Below are 25,138 nucleotides of genomic sequence, written 5' to 3' on the forward strand. Positions count from 1 at the left end.
GCTTACCGCTGAGTTGTCAGGAACCGGGTCCGCCGTGCGATCGTTCCCTCGTGACCTCAGACCCGCCTCCCGCCGGCCCTGATCCTGGCCCTGGCCCGATGGACCCTGGCCGGGAAGGCTCCGGCTCGTCCGACCCGGCCCCGGCTGCCTCGGTCGCGCCCGACAGCCGGGTGGCCTCGGTCCTGCGCTTCACCACCGAGTTGATTGCCTGGGTCGGCGCGCCCTGGGCGCTCGCCCCGCACTCCGTCCCGCTGGCGATCGGCTCGGTCGTGGTGCTGATCGGCTTGCCGACGATCTTCCAGACACCTGGTGACAAGCCGCACGTCGTCGTACCGGTGCCCGGTGCCGTCACCGTTCTGCTGGTCCTGCTGCAACTGGTCGCTGCCGTGGTGGCTGCGTGGTTCGCTTGGCCGACAGGCGTCGCGATCGTCGTCAGCCTGCTCGCGGCTGCGTGTGTGGTGACGGAGCAGCCACGGTGGCGGTGGCTGCTCTCGCCTCAGGCGCCGCCGGCGCCGACCAGTTGAGGGTCGATCGACAGGACCTGTACGGCGTCGCCGCTCGACTTGACCGGGATGACGAGCGCGACCTGGTGCAGGTAGTCCTGGTGCAAGGTCTGCGTGTACTTGACCATGCTGCTGAACGCGGTGGCCTCGCCGCTGGTCCAGTACGCGTTCGAACCCGGCTCTACGCGTTGCAGGTACTGCTCGGTCAGCGACAGGAACACCAGCGCGTCGCCGGACGCGGTGATGAACGTGAGGGGCTTTCCTGACGGCGCGAACGTGTCGGTGACGCTCGCGATGTACGGCTCGGCGGTGTCCGCGGCCTTTGACTTCCCGCGCAGGTCGAGCGTTTGGGTCAGGGCCGGCGACGGCGTGAACAGCTTCGACTGCGGCGCGTTCTTGCCGCCGCTGAGGTACGCCGCGAGGTCCTTCGCCACCGTCTCGGGCTGTCGCTGTAGTTGCTCGAGGTCGGCGGCTTGCGGGGTGCGCATCCCGTCGACGGCCGGCAGCTCGACCGCCTTCGGCGGGTAGACCGAGTGCGTCAGCAGCCACGGGCTGCCGGCGCTCTGGCGCTGCCAGACGCCGAGCTGACGGTTGCCGGGCGCGTTCGAGACGCCCGAGCTGACCACGAACCGCATCGGGTACGACGTGAACTGCGGCGCGCCGACCTCCGGGTCGGTGTAGCTGAACGGCTTCGACACCTCCTTGCCCGCGGCGTCGAGCTTCCGGCCGATCAGGAAACCCGCCTGGGTCTGCGCGAGTGTCGGGTTGCCCTCGATCGTCGCGGCCAGCTTGGCGTCCCGGGTCCGGTTCGCCTGGTTGTTGAGCTGGCTGTACCGCTGGACCACGGCCTGGGCATCGGCGAGCGTGACGGCCGGGCGGGAGTCCGCCGCGGTCAGCGTGTTCTTCGGCGGGACGAGGCTGCAGCTCGTCGCCGTCAGCAACAGCGCCCCGCTGGCCAGCAGCGCCGCCGTCCGCCGGACCGCCTCGTCGCTCTTCACGAACTCCGGCGAGACCGCCAGCGGAACAGTCTCCGGCGCGACGTCTTCCGCCGGCTCCTCGTGCGGCGGCTGTGCGGGCGCCTCGTGCCGCTGCGCGGCACCCGCCCCGATCAGCACCGGCGCCTTCGCCCGCGCAACCGCCGCCGCCGACATGAACACCGGCGCCACAGGCACAGCCGGCCGAACCCGAGCCCCCCGAACAGGCACAGCCCGCCCAGCCCCACCCGCCCCCCGCCCCAGCCCCACACCAGCCACCGACCCAGCCGCCACAGCAGCAGGTCCCGCACCGGCAGTCGCCGCAGCAGCAGTCCCCGCAGGAGCAGTCGCCGACCCCGCCGTCCCCGCAGCAGCAGGTGCCGCGCCGATCGTTGCCGCTCCGCGCGTTGCCGCCGCCCCAGCCGTTGCCGCGCCGATCGTTGCCGCCCCTGCCATTGCCGTGCCGGCCGCCGCAGCCGTCGCCGGGCTGGCCGACGCCGCCGCAGCTGATGCCGCGCTGGAAGTTGCCCCAGTAGCCGCTGCCGAGCCAGCCGTTGCGCAGCCGGCCGCTGCCGTGCCGACCGCCGCCGCAGCTGTCGCCGGGCTGGCCGACGCCGGCTCAGCTGATGCCGCGCCGGCAGTAGCCGCGACAGCCCGGGCCGCGGCAGCCCTGGCCGCGGCAGCCGTTGCCGTCCCGGCCGTTGCCGCGCCGGCCGGTCCCGCCTCGGTAGCTGCGGTTACGGCCGCCGCCGTCGCCTGCGCCGCCGTCGCGGCTGCTGCGGTCTGGGAAGCTGACTTGATGGCTGCCTTGACCGCTGCCGGCTCGGCCGGGGTTGGGGTTGGCGCGAACGGGCTGACGCGGTCGGGTGCGAACGGCGAGACGCGGTACGCGGGTGTGTTCTCCCGCGCGACCGGAGCCGTCGACACCAGCACCGGGATCCGGTCGTTCTTGATCACCGGGAGCTCGGTCGTGTCCGCGACCACCACCCGCCGGCGGCGCAGCATCAGCGTCAACCCGAGCGCCAGCACCAGAACACCCGCACCGAGCACCAGCAGGCAGATGCCGAACAGCCGATGCACCTCGATCCCGAACGTGACCTGCCCGCCGACCGCCGGCGTACCGTCCGCGTTCATCACGACGACGTCGTACAGCCCGTCCTGGATCGGCCAGCTGACCGACTGTGACCCGGCCACGGACTGCGCGACCCACCAGTCGAGCTCGCCGGGCGGCGTCAGCTTCGCGGACGCACCGCGCAGCTCCTGCGTGCCGAACATGCCCGGCGGGTCGAAGCGGACCAGCTGGGTGTGCGCGGCTCCCGAGAGGTAGTCGCGGACGTCCAGGTCGCGTCCGACGCCGACGAACAACGGTTTGTCGCCCGACGCGCTCACGTGCAGCGTCGGACCGTGCCGGTCGAGCAGGGCCGGGGCGGTGACGACCGCGAGGCCCCGGCTGGTGAGCTCACGGCCGGGCGTCGAGATCGTGTTGTCCGGGCCGACCAGCCAGAACGCCGCGACTGCTCCGGCGACGGCGGCCATCAGGCCGGACAGTGACAGCAGTAGACCCAGGGTGATGCGGGCGATGCGCATGAATGAGGCTCCCGTTGGTACGACGAGCCCGGCCACGGACGGATGGGCCGGACGGCGGGATCGCGGGTCCGGACCCCTCGTCCTGCGCCGAAAAGCGGTATCCGGAAGCTCACCCGTTGTCACTGACTAACTGATCCAACAAGGATCTGTTACGATTTCGTGTATTAGCGAATGGCGGTTCACAAACTCGGAGGCGGTGACATGGCCCGGCCGCGGCTGGTGAGCGACGACGCGATCCTGGACGCCACCCGCCAGGTCCTGGCCGAGCTCGGGCCGGTGAAACTGACGCTCGCGGCCGTCGGTGCGCGCGTCGGTCTGGCGCCGCCGACGCTGATGCAGCGCTTCGGGTCCAAGCGGGGTCTGCTGCTCGCGTCCGCCGCGCGGTCGCCGCTGATGGTCAAGCTCGCGGCCGAGGAGGCCGCCGCCCGGAACACCTCGCCACTCGCCACGCTGCGGGACTTCGCGCTGTCGGCCGTCGCGCACATCAAGCACCGCGAGGAGCTCGGCAACGGTCTCGGCTTCGTCCAGCTCGACGTCGCGGACCCGGAGTTCCGGCAGCACGCGCTGGCGCACTCCGCCGCGATCGTCGACAGCTGCGACACGTTCTACCGGTCCGCGGTGGAGGTCGGTGAGCTCCGAGCGGACACCGACGTCCCGGCGCTGGCCCGGCACACGCTTGTCTGTTTCAACGGCGCGCTCCAGGTCTGGGCGGTGAACGGCTGGGGCTCGCTGACCGAGTTCCTGACCGAGCAGCTCGACCTGATGATCGGCCCTTATCTCAGGAGTGACGATGTTTCTGCGCGTTCTGGTCTTCTACCTGGTCACGATGGTCTTCAGCGGGATCCTGAACGCGCTGCAGACAGCGACCGGGCCGAGTCCTGAGCTGATCCAGCTGGTCCAGTTCGCGCCGGCTCTCGGCGTCGGCGTGATGTTCCTGCTGTTCCGCCGTACCACCCGGGTCGACGCGCGCTTCACGCCGGCGACGGTCGCGGCCGGGCGGAGTGCGCTCGTGGTCGGCATCGTGATCGCGGCGATGCTCGTGTCCGTCCTGGTGCACGTGGTCGCGGGGCGGGCGTGGCGGGCGGACAGCCTGCCGTTCCCGTTCTGGGTGCTGGTGCTCACGATGATCGTCGGCGCGGCCGGTGAGGAGCTGGGGTGGCGGGCGTACCTGCAGCCCTACCTGCAGACCCGGTTCTCGGTCCTGCGTTCCTCGCTCGTCGTCGGCGTGCTGTGGGGCTTGTGGCACATCGGCGGATTCGCGCACGGGCTCGTGTACATGGGGCTGTTCGTCGTGATGGCGACCGCGCTGTCGGTGGTGCTCGGCGCGGTCCTCCGGGAGGCGCGCCGGACCAATCTCGTCGTCGCCACCGCGGCGCACGCCGCCGTCAACCTCTCGCTGATCCTGTTGTTCGGCGAGGAGGACGGCGACGTGTTCCCGATGGCGGTGCTGGCCGCGGTGTGGACGGTCGCCGCGGTGGTGGTCAGCTCAGTGCAGGTACGACGCGCCGTTGAAGTCGAGGACCGCGCCGCTGGCCCAGTTCGCGTCGGCTGAGGCGAGCCAGTAGATCGCGTTCCCGACCTCCTCGGCGGTGGCGACCCGGTTGAACGGGCTCTGCGCCCGGATCGCGTCCCCGCCGGGACCCGCGAGGAAGCTCTCGGTCATGTCGGTCGCGATGAATCCGGGCGCGATTGACGTCACGGTGATGTCATGCGGCGCCAGCGATGCCGCCAACGACTGCCCGAGCGAGTGCAGCCCGGCCTTCGAGGCGCCGTACGCCGGCACGTCGGGCTCGCCGCGGTACGCGCCCCGGGAGCCGACGTTGACGATCGCGCCCCGCCGTACGCCGTCCGCGGGATCCTGGTCGAGCATCTGCCGCGCCACGCACCAGGTCACGTGCGCCGCGCCCTCGAGGTTGACCGCGAGGGTACGGCGCCAGGTCGCGACCCACTCGTCGTACGACGTGTCCGCCAGCGGGTGACCGACCCGCCGGGAGCCCGCAACCGGCTCGTCGACGAACATCGCGGCGTTGTTCACCAGCACGTCGATGCGACCGAGCGCGGCGGCCGATTCCGCAACCAGTGAAGGGATTGCGGACGCGTCGCCGAGGTCCGCGGCGATCACCGCGTGCCCCTCGCCGGGCAGTCCGGCGCGAAGCTCCTCGGCGCGGTCGACCGCGCCCCGGCAGTGCAGCACGACCCGGTCGCCGGCCGCCGCGAACGCCCGGGCGGCGGCCGCGCCGACACCCCTGGACGCACCGGTGATCAGTACTCCTCTGGACACGTTTCCTCCTGTCGGTGACTGCACCACATTGTGCCCTTGCCGCCACCATGACATCAGCAGGGGTTGACAGTGACGTCACCATGACGTCATGCTTGCTGTCATGGAACTTGACCACTACCTCGAGTCGGTCCGGCGGAGCGTCGAGAACGCCACCGCCCTGGCCGACGAGCAAACCCGCTCCGTGGCCCAACGCCTCGGGGCCACGCTGGATGACGCGGGCCGCCTGGCCCTCATCTCAGCCCTGTCCGACGCCGCCGGGGAGATCAGCCGTGAGCTGTCCCCGGGCTCGGTCGAGCTCCGGATGGCCGGCGGCCGCCCGGAGTTCGTGGTCACGCCGGCGCCCAGCCAGCTGACCGGTCCGGACGAGACCGACGAAGACATCGACGACGAGCCCGAGGTCGCGGACGACGAGCAGTTCGTCCCCGACGCCGACGAGCCGACCGCGCGGATCACGCTGCGGCTGCCGATGTCGATCAAGAACAAGGTGGACGAGGCCGCGGCCGCCGAGGGCATCTCCTCGAACGCGTGGCTGATGCGCACCGTGATGACCGAGCTGAGCGAGCGCCGCCGCGGTCCACGCCCGCCCCGGCCGCCGCGCCCGCCGCGCGGACCGGTGTTCGGCCCGGAGGGCCCGCTGGGTCCGAACGGACCGCTCGGCCCCGACGGCGTCTTCGGCCCGAACGGCGTGTTCGGTCCGAACGGCCCGTTCGGCGAGGAAGGCGTCTTCGGCCCGGACCGGGGCCGCTGGGAGCGCGACCGGCGCCGTGACGACCGGGACCGCCGCCGCGAGGACAAGGACCGGCGGCGCGAGGACAAGGAACGCCGCCGTGGCGGACACGGGCCGGGCCAGCGACTGACGGGATGGGCGGAATGAACGGCTTCAGCCAGCAACTCACCGACGACGAGAACGACCGGATCGGACGGATCCGGATCGAGATCGGCTCCGGCCTGGTGGAGATCTCCGGCAACGGCGACACCAAGGGCACCACGGTGACGGTGGACGTCGACAGCGGGCCGGAGGAGGACGTGACCGTCGAGGTCGTCGACGGCGAACTGATCGTCGAAGGCCCGCGCAACGTCCGGCGGGGCCCCGAGATCCAGGTCCGGATCGCCACCTCGGAGGTGCTCGACGCCCGGGTCAGGACCGGCTCCGGCGACATCACCGCCGACGTGCCGCTCGGCTCGGCGCGGCTCGCGACCGGCTCCGGCGACGTCCGCCTGACCCGGGTCGAGAAGGAGCTCGGCGTCAACACCGGCAGCGGTGACGTCAAGGTCGGGAACGCCGTCGGCGCGGTTCGCGCCGGCACCGGCTCCGGCTCGATCGACATCGAGGAGGCCGGTGACGCGCTCGGCCTGAGCACCGGCTCCGGTGACGTCACGATCGGCGACGCCGCCGGTCCCACCTCCGTCAAGGTCGGCTCGGGGGACATCACCATCGAGCGGATCCGCGACCACTCGGTCGCCACCTCCGGTTCCGGTGACGTCAAGGTCGAGATCGCCGACGGACCGAGCGTCCAGGCCGAGACGGCCCGCGGCGACGTACAGATCGGCGTCCCGAACGGACTGCCGACGTACCTGGACCTGAAGACCGTCACCGGGCGGATCCGGTGCGACCTCGAGCCCGGCCAGAAGCCGGCCGAGGGGGAGCGCGCCCTGATGCTGCGCGCCCGCACCGTCTCCGGCGACATCACCGTCGTCAAGGTCTGACCCACCACCGCACGAGGTCCCGCCACTGGGGGCGGGACCTGGGCGAAGCATTGCCGAAAACCACCACACAGCACGGGGACAACGCGAGGGGAGCACCATCATGATCAGCGAACACCAGGAAGTCGCCCGCTACCGCGTCGCCGAGCAGTTGCGGGTCGCCGAGGCCCGGGCACGGCTGCAGGAGGACAGGACCCGGACCAGCCCGCGGGAAGGTCTGGCGGGGGTGCTGCGCAAGCTGGCCGACCGGCTGGAGCCGGCCTCACGCCGCCTGACCGAGCCGGCCACCCGGCCGCTGACCGAGCCACAGCCCCGCCACCGCGGGACCGGGCTCTCGATCGTCCGATGAACGGCGTGCCGCCGGCGGCCGGGACCGTCTACGCCGTACTGGAACGCCTCGGCCTTCTCGGAGCGCCGCGCCGCGCATAGTACTTGCAGGTTGCTGCAACGCCTGTGGATAACTGCCCGGACGGACCCGCGGCCACTGCTAGCGTTCAGGCGATCATTCTCGGCGACCTGGGAGAGAAACCAACGATGTTGCGTCCGATGGTGGCAACCACCGCTGTCACCGCTGCTCTGATCCTGCTGACCGGCTGCGGCGGCGACGACAAGAAGTCCGACTCGGGCTCCGAGAACAACGGCGGCACCTCCACCTCCTCGCCCACGCCGTCCGCCCCGGCCTTCCCGACGTTCGACCCGCCGATGGCCTTCACAGCCTCCGCGGCGTACCCGGTGCCCGACTGGGAGGGACGGGCCATGTTCGACGAGGCGATGCCCGGCATGGTCGGCCAGGTCGCCCTGGTCGCCAACTACCGGGGTGTTACCGGCCGCGACGTCGTCGACCCGAGCACGGCCTGGGAGGTCAAGTCGACCGCCGCCGACACCACCACGGTCAACGACGCGTCCAAGCCGATGGCGGTGAAGGTCGACGGCAAGGACGTCGCGGTGATGGCCTACGCGGAAGCCGACAAGGGCAATGGCACCCAGAAGCCGCAGGGCTTGGTGCTGGTCCAGTGGATCGACGTCGCGACCGGCCAGAAGCTCGCGGAGGTGTCCACGCCGGTGAGCACGGTGGACGGAAGCTTCGGTAATCCGGAGCTGAAGAACGTGCAGTACGACCCGGAGACCGGCCAGGTCGCCATCGGAGTGAGCGCCAGCGACAGACTGATCGTGAAGACGCGCTTCGCGACGGTCTACGCGGACCCCGCGACGAAGAAGTCCACTGTCGTGCCGGGCGTCCTGCCGGGCGCCGTCCACGGCGGCGTGCTCGCGGGTGCCAAGGCCGAGAGCAAGGAGAACGCGAATGACGCCGGCGTCGTGCTGGTCGACGGCGCGAGCGGCAAGGTGACGAAGCAGATCCCGCTGAAGCAGGGCGATGTGGAGCCGCTCACCGGTGGTGCCAAGCACGCGTTCTTCTACGGCACGCTGTACTCGAGCAACACCATGAAGGATGTCGGCTCGCTCTACTCGGTCGATCTGTCGACCGGCACCGTGGTGAAGTCGGTGCCAGGGCTACCGGAAGGTGGTGGCTACGACTGCACCTGGGACCACGCGAGCTCGATCGTCTGCAGGGACAGTGCGCCCAGCGGCCAGCACGAGATCTTCGGACTCGACGACAGCACCGGCAAGAAGACCTGGGGCTGGACCACCGAGTCCGGAGAGCGTGTCGTGCCCCGCGTGACCGCGGCGTACCACGGCGTCGTGTACGTGCAGACCGAGAAGCAGGCGGTACTGATGGACGCCAAGACTGGCGAGGACCTGCCGGGCGCGTCCCCGTCAGGCACCCCGAGCGGCAGCCCGTCGGCCGGCGAGACTCCTTCGAGCAGCGACTCCCCTTCGGACAGCAACTCCTCGACGGCCAGTGCCACGCCGTCTGACCAGAAGTCCGCCGGCGGGAGTGACATGAGCCTCTACGACGGCAAGCTGGGATCGCCGGGCGCGGTGTCGCCGTACGGTGGCGTTTATACACAGCTGCCGCAGGGCGGCGGCTTCGGCTCCAGCGACTTGCGGGCGGTCCTCGTCTACCTGAAGCCGAGCGCCTGACCTACCTGAAACGAAGGGCCCCGGGGATTCCGGGGCCCCTTTTCGTTGGTCAGACGTCGGTGCGGTGGAAGTTCTGGAACGAGCGGGACGGCGTCGGGCCGCGCTGGCCCTGGTAGCGGGAGCCGTACTTGGCGGAGCCGTACGGGTGCTCGGCGGGGGAGGACAGCCGGAAGAAACAGAGCTGGCCGATCTTCATCCCGGGCCAGAGCTTGATCGGCAGCGTGGCGACGTTCGAGAGCTCGAGCGTGACGTGGCCGGAGAAGCCGGGGTCGATGAAGCCGGCCGTCGAGTGGGTCAGCAGGCCGAGCCGGCCCAGCGACGACTTGCCCTCGAGGCGGGCGGCGACGTCGTCGGGGAGCGTCACGAGCTCGTACGTCGATCCCAGGACGAACTCACCGGGATGCAGGATGAACGGCTCGTCCCCCTCGGGCTCGACGAGCCGGGTCAGGTCGGGCTGTTCCTCGGACGGGTCGATATGCGGGTACTTGTGGTTCTCGAAGACCCGGAAGAACCGGTCCAGCCGTACGTCGACACTCGACGGCTGCACCATCGCAGCTTCGAACGGGTCCAGCTGGACCCGCTTCGCGTCGAGCTCGGCCAAGATGTCGCGGTCGGAGAGCAGCACGGTCGCACGTTAGCAGCGTGCCGCTCGTCCGTGCAGCACCGGAGGCCGCGGCCGCGGTGCTTCCCCGTGCCTGGTGGTGAGTCGTCCGGAGCCCTCAGCTCCCCGGCGGGAGCACACCACCAGACCGTGGGCCTGAGGCAACTATCGTCAGTTGGCCAGCTTGTTGAACTTCGACACCTGGGTGGCGAAGGTCTTGACCTGCGCCGGGGACCAGTCCTTGAGCAGGTCCTCGATCACCTTGTGCCGCTTCTTCCGGGCCGCCGTCAGCTTGCGCTTGCCGGCCGCGGTCAGGGTCAGCAGGGTCGCACGCGCGTCCGACTTGTCGGCGGCCCGCTTCAGCAGGCCCTCCTCCTCGAGTCGCGCGCAGGCCCGGCTGACCGGTCCCTTGTCCACCTCGAGCGCTGCCACCAGGTCGGCCATCCGCACCGGCGCCAGCTCCTCCACGTGGTTCAGCAACGCGTACTGCGCCGGCTCCAGGTCCGGATGCGCCTCGACGGACAGCGTCCGCTGCAGACCGCGCAGCCGCCGTGCCAACGTGACGAGTTCCTTCTCCAGGTTGTCCACCGCGTCAGTAGTGTCTGTTGCCACCGTTCACCCCTTCATTCCAGTTGCCCCGCAACCATGTCGCCCGGTCCAGGACCGCATCCTCACGTTGCGTTGAATGTTGCCCCCGGCAACGCGTTCTAATCTGCCAGAAGATGACGACCCTGCCCAGTCCTGAACGTGCCCTTTGTGAAAAACTGCCCAAGAACCTCCGGTGCAAACCGTCCGTAACCCCCTTTTCGATGCATTCGGCACCAAGTTCGGCCCCGGGCGGCTGACACCGCAGCAACCGGGCCCGCCGGCACTGGCAACGGGGTGGCCGGCGGGCGGCCCCCCGGGATGCCGACCGGGGCCGATCTACGACCCGGCGCGCGGACCCCACGTGGTTGCCGGCCCGCGGATCGGCTATGCTCGTCTCCGCTACCGGGAGACCGGCCGCGCGGGTGTAGTTCAATGGCAGAACATCAGCTTCCCAAGCTGACAGTGCGGGTTCGATTCCCGTCACCCGCTCCATAGCTCAGCCCCGGGTCAGCGGCATGTTGCCGACCGGGGCTGAGTCATGTCAGCGGCGTGAAACCGGCCGCGTGCCCGTTACGTGCCCGATGCGACCGGCAACGCGCCGTCTTCGTCATCTCCGTCCTGGTCGGTGCCGTCGGCCCGCAGTCCGTCGAGGTGTTCTGACATCGCTTGGGCGAGGAACCGCTGCCGACTGTCGCGAGTGTGGATGTACCGGACGGCAGCTCGGGTGCTGGCATGACCCATCCGCTGCATCAGGTCGGCCAAAGTTGCGCCCGCTTCGGCAGCCCAGTTGTTGCCGGTGTGGCGCAGGTCGTGGAAGTGGATCGTGCCGGGCAGCTCGGCCGCCGTCACGGCCTTCCGCCAGGCTCGCTGGAAGTTCGACCGGCGCAGCAGTGCTCCCTTCGGCCCAGTAAAGACGTGTGACTCCGCGCCAGGCTTGACGTAGATCTCGAAGTGAAACCGAAGGTCCTCCATCACCAGCTCCGGAAGGTGAATGTCCCGCATACCAGCGTCCGACTTTGGCGGACCGATCCTGAGTTCACCGGTCGGGAGTTCGACGGCAGCCCGCCGTACCTTGACGACCCCACGGGACAAGCTCACATCCCGCCTTTGCAGCCCGGCCAACTCGCCCCATCGCAGACTGCCCATCGCTGCGAGCAAAACAAGCGCTCGATAGCGAGGCGCAATCCCGCTTGCGATCCGGTAGACCTCGGCAAGCGTCAGGGTCGGCCGCTCGGGGCTCTTCTCGGTTGCAGCGCCTTTGATGTAGCAGGGGTTGAATTCGATCATTCGGTCCTCCACAGCCGTCGTCAGAATCGACCGCAGCAGCCGGTACGCCTTTGCGGTGGTGACAGGTCCCAGGCCGCTGTCCAGGAGTGATTTCCGCCAGGTCCGGAGCATCGGCGCGGTGAGCGAGTTCAGCGGCTCGGTTCCGAGCGCCGGCGCAATGTGGTTGCGCAGCAGTCCGTTGTAGAGAACGAGCGTCTTGGGCCTGCGGGTAGTTGGCGGCGTCGATGCAGTCGATGCAGCGGCCGTCAGAAGTGGGGATGCAGTAGTCGGTGACGGCCCGGCAGAGCTGGCAGGTGCGGCGTGCCTGCATGGCCTTGTCCAGTGCGTTGAGCTGAGCCGGGGACGGCACCCGCGACGGGCGAGCGAGGTCGAGCCGGTACAGCCACGCCCAGCGTTTGCCGTTGCGCCAGACCAGCAGCGCGTACGGCTCCTGCCCGCCCGGGCACATCCGCATGGCGCGGAGCTGGCGACGGGTGGCCAGTCCTGCGGGTGCCCACCGGAACCGGAACACCGGGGTGCCGTAGTAGTCCCAGCCGAGGGCCTGTTTGCCGTTCCACAGCTCGATCCAGCGCGAGGCGGCCGGGTGCAGGCTGGCGCGCTCGATCACCTGCCGGGTCACTTGCGATCACCCTTGCCTGCCTTGCTGGTCGCGTTGTCCCCGGCACCGTGCAGAGCGCGGTAGTGGTTGATGACGTGGCGTCCGAGTCGCAGTCGCATGCCGGAGCCTCGGCACTTCCCGCAGGGCCGGAACGCCTTGCCGAGCGGGGACTTGAGCTTGCCCTCGCCCTTGCAGCGGCGGCACTTGCCGAACGGCCAGATCAGGCAGACAGCAGGTAGATGCCGACGACGGCGGTCACGATGAGTGCCACCGTGGCGGCCTGAGTGATGGTGTGGATGGTCGCGGCCAGGTCGAGCGAGGCGCTACCCTGCCCGCTACCGTAGGTAGCGGCGGTGAGGGTAGAGGTAGCGGCGGGGGACAGCATGGAAAGCCTCCAGGAGCCGGTTTTTGGGCGTGCGGAGCCGTGGCCGCGACCCGCTACCTGCGGATATACGGCCTGGTCAGGTTGGAGATTGGAGGTAGCGGGACGGGTAGCGTTGCCGCTACCGGTAGCGCTCGGCGCGCTACCCCGACCCGTCCCACCACCCAGCTAGAGTTGATTACTCTCTGTTGCCTGCGGCTGAGCTGCCGGTCGGGTTGTCGCGGCGCTCGATCGCTGTGCGGATGTCGGCGGCGCGGGCACCCTTGCGGTTCACGCCGTCGCGCTTCACGTCCCGGCTCGGCACGTGCAGCGCTCGGGCCTGAGCCGAGATCGCCTCCGGGGTCGTGCCGTCGTACTGCTCGGGCATCTGCTCTGCGAGCCGTCCGGCGATCGCCTCCCAGTGCGCGGCGGTGTCGGCACCGAGCACGGTCAGGATGTCGGCCAGCACGTCGCGGCTGTTGCGCTCGATCTGCTCCCCGGCCGCCTCACCGGTCAGCAGGCCCTGAGCCTCGCGGTGCTTGCGGGCGGCGGTCAGGATCTTGTCGGCGTCCTTGGCGTCGGCCAGGTAGGTGCGCACGGTCGGCGGGTGGTCGTCTGCGCCGTACAGGTAGCCGACACCCCGGAACTTGTCCCCCAGCGGCAGCGTGGACGCGTCGTAGCCCTCCTGGTAGGCGTCGCCACCGAGCAGGGCCATGGACACGTCGCGGTTACCGCAGCGCAGCGCGAACCGCAGCGTGTGGTTGTCCCGGAACCGGTTGAACAGCCGCTGCACGTCACCCGCGCCGACGCCGGACGGCTTCTGCGAGCAGGAGATCAGCCACACACCCGCGCTCGGGCCGACAGCCTGGATCAGCGACAGCTTGCGGGCGATCTGCTTGTTGACCTCCTGGTCCTCGGTCTCGAAGTACTTCTGGAATTCCTCCATCACCAGCACCCACACCCGCAGCTCCGGGTAGCGCGGGTCACGGGCCAGTTCGGGGGTGAGCTTGCCGTCCGGGCACACGTCGACCGGCAGCTCGGTGAGCAGTGAGTTGACCTTGTCGATGTGGGCGATGATCTCGTCCAGGCTGGCGAGCAGGTGCCCGATCGGGTCGGGGTCGTTGGGGTTGGGGACCTCACCGAAGATGATGCGGTGGGCAACCTTCTTGAAGCCCAGCCAGTCCGGCTCGTCGCCGGCGGCGGCCATCGGGGCTGTCGAAGGGTAGCCCCGCTCCGGGGTCGTGCCCGATTCGTGCCCGATCGGATGGCACGCAGCACGCAACTGCGGTCAACCACGGTCAATTGGAACCCGCGACCCGGCCCGGCGACACCGGGCGTGGGTAGGCCGACGATGACAATCCTGTTCCCAAGCTGGCACGCGGGTTCGATTCCCGTCATCCGCTCCGGCGACGACTGCCCAGGTCACGCACGACACGGCCCGCGGCTGGCCGCGTATCGGGTCGAGGCGGACCCTGTCCAGCCGTAAGTTGACCCGCAGGTAGGCGTCACCTCACGGCGTGCACGTGATATTTACGCACTGGGCCGGATCTGCGTTACCGGCGGCGCGGTTTCCTCCGCCGTCGATGGTGCCGGCGACGGTGTTGATGCCCAGATTGCCGTTGTGCATGGCGCGGTTGCCAGTGAGGGTGGACGTCTCCAAGCCGGTCGATGGACCAAGCAGCTGGATCCCGTCCGAAGCGGCGTTGACGACGGTGTTATCCAGAATCAGGGTGTTGAGCACGCGGCCGCCCGCCTCCGGGCCGATGGCGATCCCGATGCCGGAGCCGATGACCCTGTTGCCAACAATCCGGTTGTCCGTGGCGGGACTGTGTCCCTCATCCTGGAAGTCATCCAGCTCGATCCCATAGCGCGGCGAGTCGATCAGGGTGTTTCTGGCCACGAGGATGTCGTTGCCGTAGATCTGGACGCCGATCCCGCACCCCTCGCACCTATCGGGAATGCTGTGGGAGATCTCGTTGTCGGTAATCTGCAAGCCGTCCGAGCTCTCGACGATGACCCCCGACCCGACAGACGTCATGGTGTTGCGCGTGACAACGGTCGCGTCCGCGAAGTTGTTCTCGACCCCCGCGCCCGCCTGCGTGAAGTAACTGTCGGTGATGGAGTTACCGACCGAGCCATCAAAGACGCCCAGTGCCGCATCGGCGATGCCAACGAAGGAGTTGTGGCTCAGGGCGTTGTTGCTTGAGCGCACGAGGATGATGGCCTTGCCGGCGATGTCCCGGAAGCGGACATTCGAGATGGCGCCGCGCGAGGAGTCGACGCCCAGCACACCAATGTCGAACTGCTCGATGGCCCCGTGAGTCACAGTGACGCCGGTGTGGCCCTCGCTCAGCACGCCGAGATTGTCCCCCACACCGCCCAGAGTGTGACCACCCAAGTCGATAGTCACATTGTCGGCGCCTACCTCGAGAGCGACATCCGGACAGCCGACCAGATCAGCCTTGAGCGTGATATCCGATGTCACCACCTCACCACAGCTCACCCCCGGCGCGACCGCACCTGAGGGGGACGCCCAGGCGACACTCATTGCCGTGGCCAGGACCAGGCTTGAAACGGTTAGGCTAAAGCGGTGGGCTGCCAAGTTCATGCTCATGTGAACCTCCCCCAAACTCGGCACGACGCGCCGATGACCAGGCGGGGCGACACCAAACGGCGCCCACTCCCACCCCGAGAGTCGGGCTACCCAAAACTGGCTCGCCAGCCGTGGTAGAACGACTCGATCATCCCACCGGCCCTTAGACGGCACAATCCGCCAGATGTCCTACTGCGCTTCGCCTCATGGCTGCCCACTGCCAGGGCTGAGCAGCCCAGGTGCCCCACCCCTTGGGACTCTGCGATCATCGATCCACCTCGTGCAGTCGCTATCGGCGTGTGACGAACGCGCCCGGATCGCCCATCGGGCCTCGTGCCCGATGCGTGCCCGACCGACCGGTCCATCGCGCGAACCGGCGGTCATCCGCGGTCAATTCGGCCCTCATTTCCCGGCAGCTCCGCCAAGCGCGGAACGAATGTGACTGACAGTTCTGTTCCCAAGCTGACAGTGCGGGTTCGATTCCCGTCACCCGCTCCACCGTGAGGACATGACAAGAGCCCGGGTCAAGGGGTAGTTCCCTGACCTGGGCTTTCGTCTTGTCCCGGCTGATCGTTCGCTACAGCCCGAGGATCTTCTCGACGACCGGCCAGGTGATCGCGGCCTCCGCGTTCTGGCCGGCGATGTTGTGATGGATCCAATCGGGCGCGAAATCTTCGAGCTTGTCCTGGTAGGCGGCGCGGGCGCCGCCATCGGTGTTGCACTGCCGGTACTTGGCGCACACTCGCGCCTGTTCGGCCTCGTACGCCTCGATGATGGCGGTGAGCGTCTTGAAGTGCGAGGGCATCAGCTCGCCCGCGACGTTGTAGAAGTCGCAGATGCCGGAACCGGTGACGGCGTACTGCGCATTCGGGTCGCGGGCAACGATCGCCCGCGTGAGCGCGGGGCTGGGAGTTCCCATCCGGCCCAGGATGAGGATCCGCGAGTCGGGCGACTTCTCGGTGATGGTATCCAGGGCGTCACGGACGTCCTGACCGAACTCGGGGATATGTTGCTTGTCGGTGCCGTCACACCGGATGTCGTTGCCGATGATCGAGATGATCACCAGGGCGGGTGCAGACACCTGCCGCAGCGCCGCATTCGCCTCGCCGTCCAATGCCGATGCGGTGGCGCCGTCGATCGCCGTGTTCGCGACGTGGCCCTTGTCCTCCGGTCGCACCTTCACCAGGCGCAGATAGATGCTGTTCACCTTCGGGTTCGTGCCCGTCGCCCAGGAATACTGAAGCCCGGCCTGCGGCGGCTCGGCCGTTCCGTGGCCAGTCAGGGCTGAATGCCCGATGGCTATCAGTCCGACCGGCTCAGCCGCAGTGCTGGAGGGCGTAGTCGACTTCGCCGGTGCCCCGCACCCCGCGAGCGTCAGCAGCACGGCGACAACGACGGCGCATCGGCGCATCCTGCTCCGCCGCCCCATGCCAGGCACCCAAGCCATCCCGCCCCCTAGGTCGCCGCGCCCAACAGCGAGCCTCTACACCAGATTCCGCCTTCGACGAAAGCCAAGTCAACGGGCCAAGAAACGTCGCCGAACCCGTTGCATCAAACGGCTGACCCACTCTCGAACCGCGCGGCGCTGTGAAGGGGTCAGATGATGGTGGTCTGGATCTTTGTGCTGGCCTGGCTGCCGATGAACGGGTTGTTCACGGCCCACAGCACGCCGGCGGAGTACTCCGGTACGTCGAAGTCGCACATCACCCAGCCGCCGTCGGCGCCTCGGGTGTTGAAGCATTCGCGGTACCAGCCGGACGGCGACGCGTCCTCCTTGATGGTGCCGGCGGCGGACTGGCCGTTCGCCACGGTGTCCTTCACCCAGACCTTGTCGCCGTAGGCCTTGAAGCACGCCTTGGCCCCGGTCGTCGACACGCACCAGACGTCCACGTCGTTCGGCGGCGCACCGCTCGGGGTTCCGGTCGTGGCCGATGCGGCGGTCGTCGTCGCCACCGTGGTCGCGGCCGTGACGACTACTACCGCCGCGGCGCCGCCGAGCAGCCTACGGGTGAGCTTGCGCATGAGTCTCCAAAAATCAGAGGTGGAATGTTCCTGGAACCGCGACATTCAAACATGCGCATGACCAAGACAGGTCATCGACAGTTCAAACAGTTGATTCAAGCAACGATCAGCTGCCGTAGACCTCCAGTTCGACGATGCGGGAGTAGGTGTGGTCGTTGCCGTCGAGGCAGAGGATGCGGACAGCGTCCGCCTGGACGGGGGTGAAGGTCGACGTGACGTGGCCGGCGGCGTTGCCTCGGACCTGGGCCACGGTCTGCCAGGCGCCGGCAACGCGGGCCTGCACGTCCCAGTCGCGCAGGCCGTTCAAACGGGCCGGGTACTTCGCCGAGTCGAGCGTGTACAGCTCCACCCGGTTGACGGTCGCGGACGCGGACAGCGCCACGTCGTACGTGTCGGGGAAGGCGGCGCGGGTGCCGTCGTTCCAACCGGTCAGCGTGTCCCAGTGTTCGGAGTCCTTGTCGCCGTCGACGGCGCCGCAGAGGGTGAAGTTGCCGTGCGTGGAGGACGCGGTCGCCTGTTCGCCGAGCGCGAGGTTGTCGCCCGGACCCTTCGGCGGCAGCGGGTCGACCGTCACCGGAACGCTCACCCGCGACCGGTCGACCTCCACGTCGATCGTGTAGTTTCCGGGCGCGGTGTCGCGCGGGACGCGGACCTCGACCGGCGCGGAGACCGGCTGGTCGGGGTCGACCGCGGGCAGCCAGGACGAGAACAGCGTGCGGGACAGCTGCAGCGGACCGGCCGGCTCGAGCGTCAGGTCGGCGTACCGGTCCTGGGGCCCGTTGTTGGTCATCGTCAGGTTCAGCAAACCCGGGAAGCAGGGCAGGCCGACCACGTTCAGCGTCTCCGGCGCGACGCCGATCGCCACGTCGGAAGTTGCTGAAGGCATCGAGCTGGAGCCGAGCAGGGCGGCCGCGACCAGCGCGCCGGCGGCGACGACGGTCTGTCGGGGGATCCTCATTGCTGTACCTCCGCGATGCCGGGGCGGCCGTCCTCGACGAGGAGTTTGGCGCGCGTGCTCACGATGCCGCCCTGGACGGACACCTTGTCGACGACGCGGTAGTCGGAGATCCACCGCTGCGGTGTGACGCTGCAGCTCACGTAGCCGCGCTGGAAGTTGCCGAACTTCAGGTGCGGGTTCTCCCGCAGCAACGTTGCGCCGCCGGCGTCGAGGTCCTCACCGTCCATCCCGGACGTGATCGACGTACCGACGAACTCGGCGCCGACCGTCGCCGACGCCGGATCGTCGAAGTCGAGCTTCAGGTCCGAGGCCACGCTGCGGTGCAGGTCGCCGGCGATCGAGACCAGGTTGCGGACCTTCCGCTGGACCGCGCCGCCGAGGATCCGGTTCCGGGACGCCTCGTACCCGTCCCAGGTGTCCATCGGGACCAGGACGCCGGGCCCGTCCTTCGTGTCCAGCCGGGCGATCGCGGTCTGGTGCGCCAGCACGTTCCACCGGGTCTGCGACGCGGCCCAGCCGTCGAGCAGCCACTTCTCCTGCGCGTCGCCGGTGATCGTGCGCGCCGGGTCCTTCGTCTCCGGCCCAGGTGCCTTCGTGCCGTCGCCGTACGCCTGGTCGGACCGGTACTGGCGGGTGTCGAGCACGCTGAACTCGGCGAGCCGCCCGTACCTGATCCGCCGGTACAGCTGCATGTCCGGACCCTTGGGCAGTTGCGCGAGCCGCAGCGGCATGTGTTCCCAGTACGCGCGGAACGCGTTGGCGCGGCGGACCCGGAACTGCGCCGGCGGCGCGCTCGGATGTGCCTCGTCGGCCCAGTTGTCGACCACCTCGTGATCGTCGAGCGTCACGATCCACGGCGCGTTCGCGTGCGCGCTCTGCAGGTCGGGATCCAGCTTGTACGCCGCGAACCGCTGCCGGTACTCGTCCAGCGTCACGGTCTGCTGGGTGATGTACGGCTCGTTCGAGTGCGGGCGGATGCCGCGGTCGATGCCGAACTCGTAGATGTAGTCGCCGAGGAAGAACACCACGTCGTGGTCGCGCCGGGCCATGTCGGCGTACGCCGTGTACCAGCCCTCCCACCAAGCCTGGCAGGACGCGAAGGCCAGCGACAGTTCAGGAACGACAGCGTCGTACGCCGGTGCCGTTTTGGTCCGGCCGACCGGGCTGAGCTGCCCGTTCACGCGGAAGCGGTACCAGTAGTGGCGCCACGGCTGCAGGCCACGGACGTCGACGTGCACCGAATGGCTCGACTCGGGCCCGGTCCGGGCCGTGCCCGAGCGGACGATCCGGTGGAACCGCTCGTCCGCCGCGACCTGCCACTGCACCTCGACCGGCCGCCGATCCATCCCGCCGAACGGCGCGAGCGGATCGGGGGCCAGCCGGGTCCAGATCACCACCGCGTCCGGCAACGGATCGCCGGACGCGACACCGAGCGTGAACGGATCCCGCCGGTCCGGCCGGCCCGTCCACCCTGCGACAGCCGTCCTGATCTCCGGAAGACTGCCGCCCAGCGCGAGCGCCGCCGCTGCTCCGCTGGCGGTGAGGAAGTTGCGTCGTGTAGTCGGCATCGGCACCCACCCACCCGATCATCCCGAGGTGATCACATCCGTAACGGGAGATTACGAGAAGTTCACACAACGGGGTGGGAAAATGACCGATTCCGGCCGTTACTGCGAAACGATCTTGCTCGCCGGCGGTGCGCTGATGTCCACCGGCTTGTTGTAGCTGGTCATGTCCATCACCATCTCCACCGGGCCCATCTCGAAGCTCATGCGGCGGATCAGGTGCGCCTTGTCCATGAACATCGAGTAGGTCAGCGTCGACGGGACGCCCTCGGGCACCTTCTTGCCCTGCGCGGCGAGCGCCTTCGCGGTGTTGACAGTCACGTCGTACCGGTCGAGCTTCTGTCCCAGCACCGTCTGGACGCCGACGTACTTGACGTTGACCATGCTGGAGCTGAAGGACTTGTAGATCTTGGTCGGGTCGCCGCCTTCGACCAGTTCGGAGAGCTGGCTGTTCAGGCCGGACTTGAACTTCACGAACTTCCCGGCCGGCGTCAGCCCGGGCATCGACACGTACGCGGTGCCCTTGACCACGATGACCTTGCCGGTCTTGCCCTCGAGGGCCGCGCCGCTCATCTCCATGGACATCGCGACCGGATTGGTCGTCTGGTAGCCGTCCATGGTCATCGCAGGTGTGCCGTTGACGGTCATCGTGCCGGTGGTGTGCCACGACTTCTGCTTGGCGATCGCCGTCGTCATCGCCGGGACGAACGTCACGCGGTTGAGGCGGGCGACCGTCGCGGGCTTGGCGGTGGTGGCGGCCGGCTTCGGCGTCGCCGTCGTCGACGCCGGTGTGGATGGCTTGTAGCCGGTGGCGGCTGGTTCGTTGTTGCCGCAGGCGGCGAGGCCGAGGGTCAGCGGCACAGCGGCCGCGGTGGCGATGGCGGCACGGAACTTCATGATGCGGTTTCCTCCCAGGGGATGCAAACGGTGGATCATATGGTCTGGACCACCTGGGAAGGAAGTGATTTGCAGCTAGTTGCAGGTCAGCTTTCCGAACGCTTTACAGAGGCGAGCAGCAGCTGCGCGACATCCTGGACCTCGACCGCCTCGCGGGCCGAGCCGTCGGCCTGCTTCGCGGTGAGGCCGTCGGACAGCATCACCCGGCAGAACGGGCAGCCGGTGGCGATCTTGTCGGCGCCGGTCTCGACCGCCTCGGTCGTGCGGTTCAGGTTGATGCGGGTGCCGAGCTTCTCCTCCATCCACATCCGCGCGCCGCCCGCGCCGCAGCAGAACGACTTCGTCCGGTTCCGCGGCATCTCGGCGTACTCCGCACCCGGGATGATGTCGAGCAGCTCGCGCGGGGCGTCGTACACCTGGTTGTGGCGGCCGAGGTAGCACGGGTCGTGGTACGTGATCTTCTGGCCGTTGAGTGAGCTGTCGGCCGGCGCGACCGGCGTCAGCTTGCCGTCGCGGACCAGCCGGTTCAGCAGCTGCGTGTGGTGGATGACGTCGAGCTCGACGCCGAGCTGGGAGTACTCGTTCTTCAAGGTGTTGAAGCAGTGCGCACAGGTGGAGACGACCTTGCGGACCTTGGTCTCCTTGAAGACCTCGGCGTTCTGCATCGCCAGCTGCTGGAAGACGAACTCGTTGCCGGACCGCCGCGCCGGGTCACCGGTGCAGGTCTCGCCGTCGCCCAGCACGGCGAACGAGACGCCGGCGATGTTCAGCAGCTCGGCGACCGCCTGCGTGGTCTTCTTCGCGCGGTCCTCGAACGCGCCCGCGCAACCGACCCAGAACAGGTAGTCGACCTCGTCCAGCGACTCGACGTCGGCACCGACCTGCTTGACCTCGAACGGCAGGTCCTTGGCCCAGTCCATCCGGCCGGACGGGTTCATGTTCCACGGGTTGCCCTTGTTCTCCAGGCCCTTGAACAGCCCGTTGAGCTCGGACGGGAACGACGACTCGATCAGCACCTGGTACCGGCGCATGTCCATGATCGCGTCGACGTGCTCGATGTCGACCGGGCACTGCTGGACGCACGCACCGCACGATGTGCAGGCCCACAGCGCCTCCTCGTCGATGACCGCGACGTCCGCGGGCCCGACCAGCGGCTTGTCCTGCTCGGCGAGCACCAGCTCCGGCAGCGACTTCCGCTCCTCGTCCGAGGACGCCAGCAGGTACGGCGCCTTGGCGTACGCGTGCTCGCGCAGGTTCATCATGACGAGCTTCGGCGACAGCGGCTTGTCGGTGTTCCAGGCCGGGCACTGCGACTGGCACCGGCCGCACTCGGTGCAGGTGGTGAAGTCGAGCAGGCCCTTCCAGGTGAAGTCCTCGACCTTGCCGACGCCGAGCGCCGCGTCCTCGTCGAGCTCGTCGATGTTCTCGAAGTCGATCGGGGCGCCGTTGACCATGATCGGCTGCAGCGCGCCCAGCGCCGTACCGCCGTCGGGCTTGCGCTTGAACCAGATGTTCGGCCAAGCGGTGAACCGGTGCCAGGCGACACCCATCGTGGCGTTCAGCGAGATCGTGATCATCCAGGCGAACGAGATCAGGATCTTGATCATCGCGACCAGGTAGATCGCGTTCTCCAGGCCCTGCTCGCTCAGTCCGCCGAAGAGGCCGCTGCCGATGAAGTACGTCATCGGGAAGTGGAACTTCGAGGCGCCGCTCAGCTCGTACTCCAGGCCGCGGAGCAGCAGGATGCAGACCAGCACGCCGAGGATCGTGTACTCGACGTAATACGCCTGCCACGACGTCGAACCGTAGAACCGGGAGTAGCGACCCTCGGCGCCCTTCGGCAGATGCCGCAGGCGGATCAGGATCAGCCCGACGATCGACACCAGACCCGTCCAGGTGAGCGCCTCGCTGACCCACTCGAACACGAACCAGTGCCCGATGATCGGCAGTGCCCAGTGCGGGTCGAAGAGCTGGCCGAACGCTGTCACCAGGGTGAGGAACAGCCCGATGAACCCGAACGCGACGAACCAGTGCATCACCCCGATGTGGCTCCACTGCAGCATCCGGGTGTGGCCGAGGGTTTCCTTGGCCAGGGTGACGGTCCGCTTGCCCGGCTCGTCGGTCCGGCCGGCGGGCTGACCGAGCTTGATGACGGACACCATGTGCCCGATCGTCTTGCCGAACAGCGCGACGGCGACCAGGGTCACCGCGAGCGAGACGACGATGGCGAGGATCTGCATACCAGCGATGTTATTGGTTGGTTACTCGTCAGTCATGTCTGTGTAGGGCTCGTCACGCCACCAATTGGGCTGTCACCAAACCGACACACAGCGTTACAGAAGACTTCTTGCCCTCATCATAGGCCAATTTGTAAGTTTCCAACTACTGCAACCGCAGTACCTGTCAATCGCTTTCGGTGGGAGAGAACGATGCGTCTTCGTCGGGGAATCGCTGCTGGAGTGCTGGTCGCGACCGGTCTGGTGGTGCCTGCCGGTACGGCGGCCGCGGCCAAGTGCGACACGAACACCGTCAACTGGTACACCCGCGGCGGTCACGAGGTGTACGTCGGGACGAACCTGTACAGCGACTGGATGGAGGCGCCGGGCCGGATCACCTACCAGAAGACCGCGACGTCGGAGTCGAACTCGTCCTGGTCCGGGGATCTCGGGGTGAGCATCCCGCTGGTGATCGCGGAGATCCAGAACAAGTACTCCAAGACCGTGGGCAAGTCCCATTCGGTGACCGACAGCTGGTCGTACACGGCGGAGGTACCGGCCGGGAAGGTCCGCCGGCTGCACCAGCTCAAGCAGTCCTGGCGGGTGCAGGTCGTGCGCTGGAAGTACACAACCAGCGACTGCAAGAAGACGAAGGAGATCAGCAACCGGACCGCCACGTTCCCGACCAAGAACCGCGACTACATGTGGATCCTCGTCGGCCGCGAGTGAGGGCGGACCTCAGTCACTCACCAACCGGTGGCGTCCGGGCGGGCTCACGCTCACCCGGACACCACCGAGGGCTGTCGGCGGAGGTTGGTGAGTGGTGGGTGTCCGCTCAATCGACGAGACGCGCCAGTCGGGCCGTGACCGCCGGGCGGCGTGGGTCGTCCGCGGGCAGCTCGCTGTCGAGGGTCTCGAACACCTCGAGGTCCTCGGCGCCGGTCGGTGTCTGGGCGAAACGCCACAGGAGTTCGGGGTCGGCGGTGTCGAGGACGGCGCGGCGGAGCGTGGCGTCGAGTTCGTCGCGCTCGGAGCGCAGCGCCGGAGCCTCGGACCGGGCGAGCAGCGGGCCGGCGTACGACGCGAGGGCCTTGTGGAGGTCACCGTTGCGGAGCGCGGTGTGCACCTCGGTGACGTCGCCGCTGACATCCGCGGCGATGCGGTACGGCTTGGTGTCCAGGACTCCGCCGCCGAGGAGATTCCGCAGCCGGTGCATCTCGGCGCGGACCGTGGTCGGGTTGCCCTCGTCGCCGTAGAGCTGGAGCATCAGCTGCTCGGCGGTCAGCCCGGTCGGCTGCAGTAACAACAGTGCGAGGACTTCGGCGCGCCGCAACGTGAGCGCGATCTCGCGGCCGCCGACGACCGCGATCGGCTGACCCGAGCCGAGCAGCTTCAATCGCAAGGACGGTCGCGCACGGCGTACCGGCGTACCGGGCATGCGCAACAGGTAGCCCTCGTCGAGTCGCTCGACCAGGCCCTCGCGCCCGTCGCCGAGATCGATCCGGTCGGCGCCTTCCGGTACGACGAGGCGATCGGGCAACCATTCGAGCGGCTGGACGGCGAGGACGCGGCCGGTCCGGGTCAGCAGTGCGCCGGGCGCGTCGCCGAGAGCCGTCAGATGCCGCATGTTGCGCGCCCGCAGCATCTCGTCGGCCGCGGCCATCCGGACCTTCAACTGGCCCTCGGCGAGCTGGGCAGCCGCGGTCACCAGCGCGACCATCGCGGGGTGCACCGTACGCAGCGGACCGGAGACGTCGACCGCGCCGAGCAGTCTGCCGGTGTCGGGATCGTGAACCGGCGCGGCCGCACACGTCCATTCGTGGATCCGGCGGACCAGGTGCTCGGCCGAGTGGATCTGGACCGGCTCGCCGACCGCGAGCGCCGTCCCCATCCCGTTGGTGCCGATCTGGTCCTCCGACCACACCGCGCCCTCCGACAGTGCGATCCGGTCGGCCGTCCGTTTGACGTCGGAGGCGCCCTCGCGCCACAGGATCATCCCCTGGGCGTCGGTGACGATCATGATGTGCGACGCCTCGTCGGCGATCGTCGTCAGCGTCTGCCGCAACACCGGCAGCACGGCGCGCAGCGGATGATCGGCGCGCAGCTCGGCGACGGTGCCCTCGTCGAGGACCATCGGCGGCGCGTCGAGCTCGGGGTCGACGGCTGCGGCCAGTGAGCGTTCCCAGGACGCAGCGACCAGTGGACGCGGGTCGGCCGGGGCCCGGCCGCCGCCGAGCACCTCGTCGTACAGCCCGCTCAGCCGGCGGGCCTGCTCCGGTGCGTCCATCCAGCCTCACTCCGCGGTGCAACGTCCGTGCAACGTGCCGGTGCCTAGTGTCCCGTCCAACGTCGGTTCCGAA

General features: G+C 68.8%; 23 protein-coding genes, 1 tRNA gene and 1 pseudogene. 9 read left to right on the forward strand and 16 right to left on the reverse strand.

The window, feature by feature from the left end:
• The first annotated feature begins 98 nt into the window (after positions 1-98).
• The gene (locus ACWEOO_RS24365; RefSeq protein ID WP_452144952.1) at positions 99-524 is read left to right on the forward strand and encodes a hypothetical protein; all 426 of its coding nucleotides are present in this window, start codon (positions 99-101) and stop codon (positions 522-524) included.
• On the opposite strand, the gene ACWEOO_RS24370 is transcribed toward ACWEOO_RS24365, so the two are convergent.
• Complete coding sequence (locus ACWEOO_RS24370; protein ID WP_452144953.1) at positions 497-3,064, reverse strand: hypothetical protein; 2,568 nt, start codon at positions 3,062-3,064, stop codon at positions 497-499. The two genes, ACWEOO_RS24365 and ACWEOO_RS24370, sit on opposite strands and share 28 nt — an antisense overlap.
• 201 nt (positions 3,065-3,265) lie before the next feature.
• On the opposite strand from ACWEOO_RS24370, the gene ACWEOO_RS24375 reads away from it, so the two are divergent.
• Entirely contained in the window at positions 3,266-3,946 is a 681-nt protein-coding gene (locus tag ACWEOO_RS24375; RefSeq protein ID WP_452144954.1) for a TetR/AcrR family transcriptional regulator, read from the forward strand.
• Positions 3,855-4,616 (forward strand): CPBP family intramembrane glutamic endopeptidase, encoded by a 762-nt coding sequence (locus tag ACWEOO_RS24380; protein ID WP_452144955.1) that lies wholly within the window; start codon positions 3,855-3,857, stop codon positions 4,614-4,616. Before ACWEOO_RS24375 ends, ACWEOO_RS24380 begins: the two co-directional genes overlap by 92 nt.
• Here the strand turns inward: ACWEOO_RS24380 and ACWEOO_RS24385 are convergent.
• Positions 4,551-5,345 carry an SDR family NAD(P)-dependent oxidoreductase gene (locus tag ACWEOO_RS24385; protein ID WP_452144956.1) on the reverse strand — a complete coding sequence of 265 codons (795 nt, stop codon included), beginning with the start codon at positions 5,343-5,345 and terminating at the stop codon, positions 4,551-4,553. The genes ACWEOO_RS24380 and ACWEOO_RS24385 overlap by 66 nt on opposite strands.
• Positions 5,346-5,445: 100 nt before the next feature.
• Between ACWEOO_RS24385 and ACWEOO_RS24390 the strand changes: the two genes are divergently transcribed.
• The 4 genes from ACWEOO_RS24390 to ACWEOO_RS24405 all read left to right on the forward strand — a co-directional run bounded on the left by ACWEOO_RS24390 (position 5,446) and on the right by ACWEOO_RS24405 (position 9,092).
• Entirely contained in the window at positions 5,446-6,219 is a 774-nt protein-coding gene (locus ACWEOO_RS24390; protein WP_359935694.1) for a hypothetical protein, read from the forward strand.
• Positions 6,216-7,052 carry a DUF4097 family beta strand repeat-containing protein gene (locus ACWEOO_RS24395; protein WP_452144957.1) on the forward strand — a complete coding sequence of 279 codons (837 nt, stop codon included), beginning with the start codon at positions 6,216-6,218 and terminating at the stop codon, positions 7,050-7,052. The genes ACWEOO_RS24390 and ACWEOO_RS24395 overlap by 4 nt, the downstream gene beginning before the upstream one ends.
• A 100-nt stretch (positions 7,053-7,152) precedes the next feature.
• Positions 7,153-7,398: a hypothetical protein gene (locus ACWEOO_RS24400; protein ID WP_452144958.1), complete on the forward strand. Its 246-nt coding sequence runs from the start codon at positions 7,153-7,155 to the stop codon at positions 7,396-7,398.
• A gap of 197 nt (positions 7,399-7,595) precedes the next feature.
• Positions 7,596-9,092: a hypothetical protein gene (locus tag ACWEOO_RS24405; RefSeq protein WP_452144959.1), complete on the forward strand. Its 1,497-nt coding sequence runs from the start codon at positions 7,596-7,598 to the stop codon at positions 9,090-9,092.
• Positions 9,093-9,141: 49 nt separating this feature from the next.
• Here ACWEOO_RS24405 and dcd read toward each other — a convergent pair whose 3' ends face one another.
• Positions 9,142-9,717, reverse strand: coding sequence for a dCTP deaminase (dcd, locus tag ACWEOO_RS24410; protein ID WP_452144960.1), 576 nt, complete (start codon positions 9,715-9,717; stop codon positions 9,142-9,144).
• Positions 9,718-9,864: 147 nt separating this feature from the next.
• Positions 9,865-10,305 carry a MarR family winged helix-turn-helix transcriptional regulator gene (locus ACWEOO_RS24415; protein WP_359935684.1) on the reverse strand — a complete coding sequence of 147 codons (441 nt, stop codon included), beginning with the start codon at positions 10,303-10,305 and terminating at the stop codon, positions 9,865-9,867.
• A 394-nt stretch (positions 10,306-10,699) separates the two neighbouring features.
• Here ACWEOO_RS24415 and ACWEOO_RS24420 point away from each other — a divergent pair.
• Positions 10,700-10,773, forward strand: a tRNA-Gly gene (locus ACWEOO_RS24420).
• Positions 10,774-10,851: 78 nt separating this feature from the next.
• On the opposite strand, the gene ACWEOO_RS24425 is transcribed toward ACWEOO_RS24420, so the two are convergent.
• From ACWEOO_RS24425 to ACWEOO_RS24475, 11 genes and pseudogenes are all read right to left on the reverse strand, one after another.
• Positions 10,852-11,568 carry a tyrosine-type recombinase/integrase gene (locus ACWEOO_RS24425; RefSeq protein WP_452144961.1) on the reverse strand — a complete coding sequence of 239 codons (717 nt, stop codon included), beginning with the start codon at positions 11,566-11,568 and terminating at the stop codon, positions 10,852-10,854.
• A 238-nt stretch (positions 11,569-11,806) separates the two neighbouring features.
• Positions 11,807-12,187: pseudogene (locus tag ACWEOO_RS24430) on the reverse strand (RRQRL motif-containing zinc-binding protein); the annotation flags it as partial.
• A gap of 199 nt (positions 12,188-12,386) precedes the next feature.
• The gene (locus ACWEOO_RS24435; RefSeq protein WP_452144962.1) at positions 12,387-12,551 is read right to left on the reverse strand and encodes a hypothetical protein; all 165 of its coding nucleotides are present in this window, start codon (positions 12,549-12,551) and stop codon (positions 12,387-12,389) included.
• Between the two features lie 175 nt (positions 12,552-12,726).
• Complete coding sequence (locus tag ACWEOO_RS24440; RefSeq protein WP_452144963.1) at positions 12,727-13,734, reverse strand: hypothetical protein; 1,008 nt, start codon at positions 13,732-13,734, stop codon at positions 12,727-12,729.
• Positions 13,735-14,037: 303 nt separating this feature from the next.
• A complete protein-coding gene (locus ACWEOO_RS24445) occupies positions 14,038-15,141 on the reverse strand; it encodes a right-handed parallel beta-helix repeat-containing protein (protein ID WP_452144964.1) in 1,104 nt (367 codons plus the stop codon).
• 556 nt (positions 15,142-15,697) lie between these two features.
• Positions 15,698-16,504 (reverse strand): SGNH/GDSL hydrolase family protein, encoded by an 807-nt coding sequence (locus ACWEOO_RS24450; RefSeq protein WP_452144965.1) that lies wholly within the window; start codon positions 16,502-16,504, stop codon positions 15,698-15,700.
• Positions 16,505-16,716: 212 nt separating this feature from the next.
• Complete coding sequence (locus tag ACWEOO_RS24455) at positions 16,717-17,142, reverse strand: hypothetical protein (protein ID WP_452144966.1); 426 nt, start codon at positions 17,140-17,142, stop codon at positions 16,717-16,719.
• Between the two features lie 106 nt (positions 17,143-17,248).
• Entirely contained in the window at positions 17,249-18,100 is an 852-nt protein-coding gene (locus ACWEOO_RS24460) for a galactose-binding domain-containing protein (RefSeq protein WP_452144967.1), read from the reverse strand.
• Complete coding sequence (locus tag ACWEOO_RS24465) at positions 18,097-19,668, reverse strand: alkaline phosphatase D family protein (protein WP_452144968.1); 1,572 nt, start codon at positions 19,666-19,668, stop codon at positions 18,097-18,099. Before ACWEOO_RS24465 ends, ACWEOO_RS24460 begins: the two co-directional genes overlap by 4 nt.
• 99 nt (positions 19,669-19,767) lie before the next feature.
• Positions 19,768-20,562: a hypothetical protein gene (locus tag ACWEOO_RS24470; RefSeq protein WP_452144969.1), complete on the reverse strand. Its 795-nt coding sequence runs from the start codon at positions 20,560-20,562 to the stop codon at positions 19,768-19,770.
• An 86-nt stretch (positions 20,563-20,648) separates the two neighbouring features.
• Positions 20,649-22,802 carry a (Fe-S)-binding protein gene (locus ACWEOO_RS24475; protein ID WP_452144970.1) on the reverse strand — a complete coding sequence of 718 codons (2,154 nt, stop codon included), beginning with the start codon at positions 22,800-22,802 and terminating at the stop codon, positions 20,649-20,651.
• A gap of 189 nt (positions 22,803-22,991) precedes the next feature.
• On the opposite strand from ACWEOO_RS24475, the gene ACWEOO_RS24480 reads away from it, so the two are divergent.
• A complete protein-coding gene (locus ACWEOO_RS24480) occupies positions 22,992-23,507 on the forward strand; it encodes a hypothetical protein (RefSeq protein WP_452144971.1) in 516 nt (171 codons plus the stop codon).
• A 106-nt stretch (positions 23,508-23,613) separates the two neighbouring features.
• Here ACWEOO_RS24480 and ACWEOO_RS24485 read toward each other — a convergent pair whose 3' ends face one another.
• The gene (locus tag ACWEOO_RS24485) at positions 23,614-25,065 is read right to left on the reverse strand and encodes a GAF domain-containing protein (protein ID WP_452144972.1); all 1,452 of its coding nucleotides are present in this window, start codon (positions 25,063-25,065) and stop codon (positions 23,614-23,616) included.
• Between the last annotated feature and the right edge of the window lie 73 nt (positions 25,066-25,138).

The sequence above is a fragment of the Kribbella sp. NPDC004138 genome (assembly GCF_053603655.1).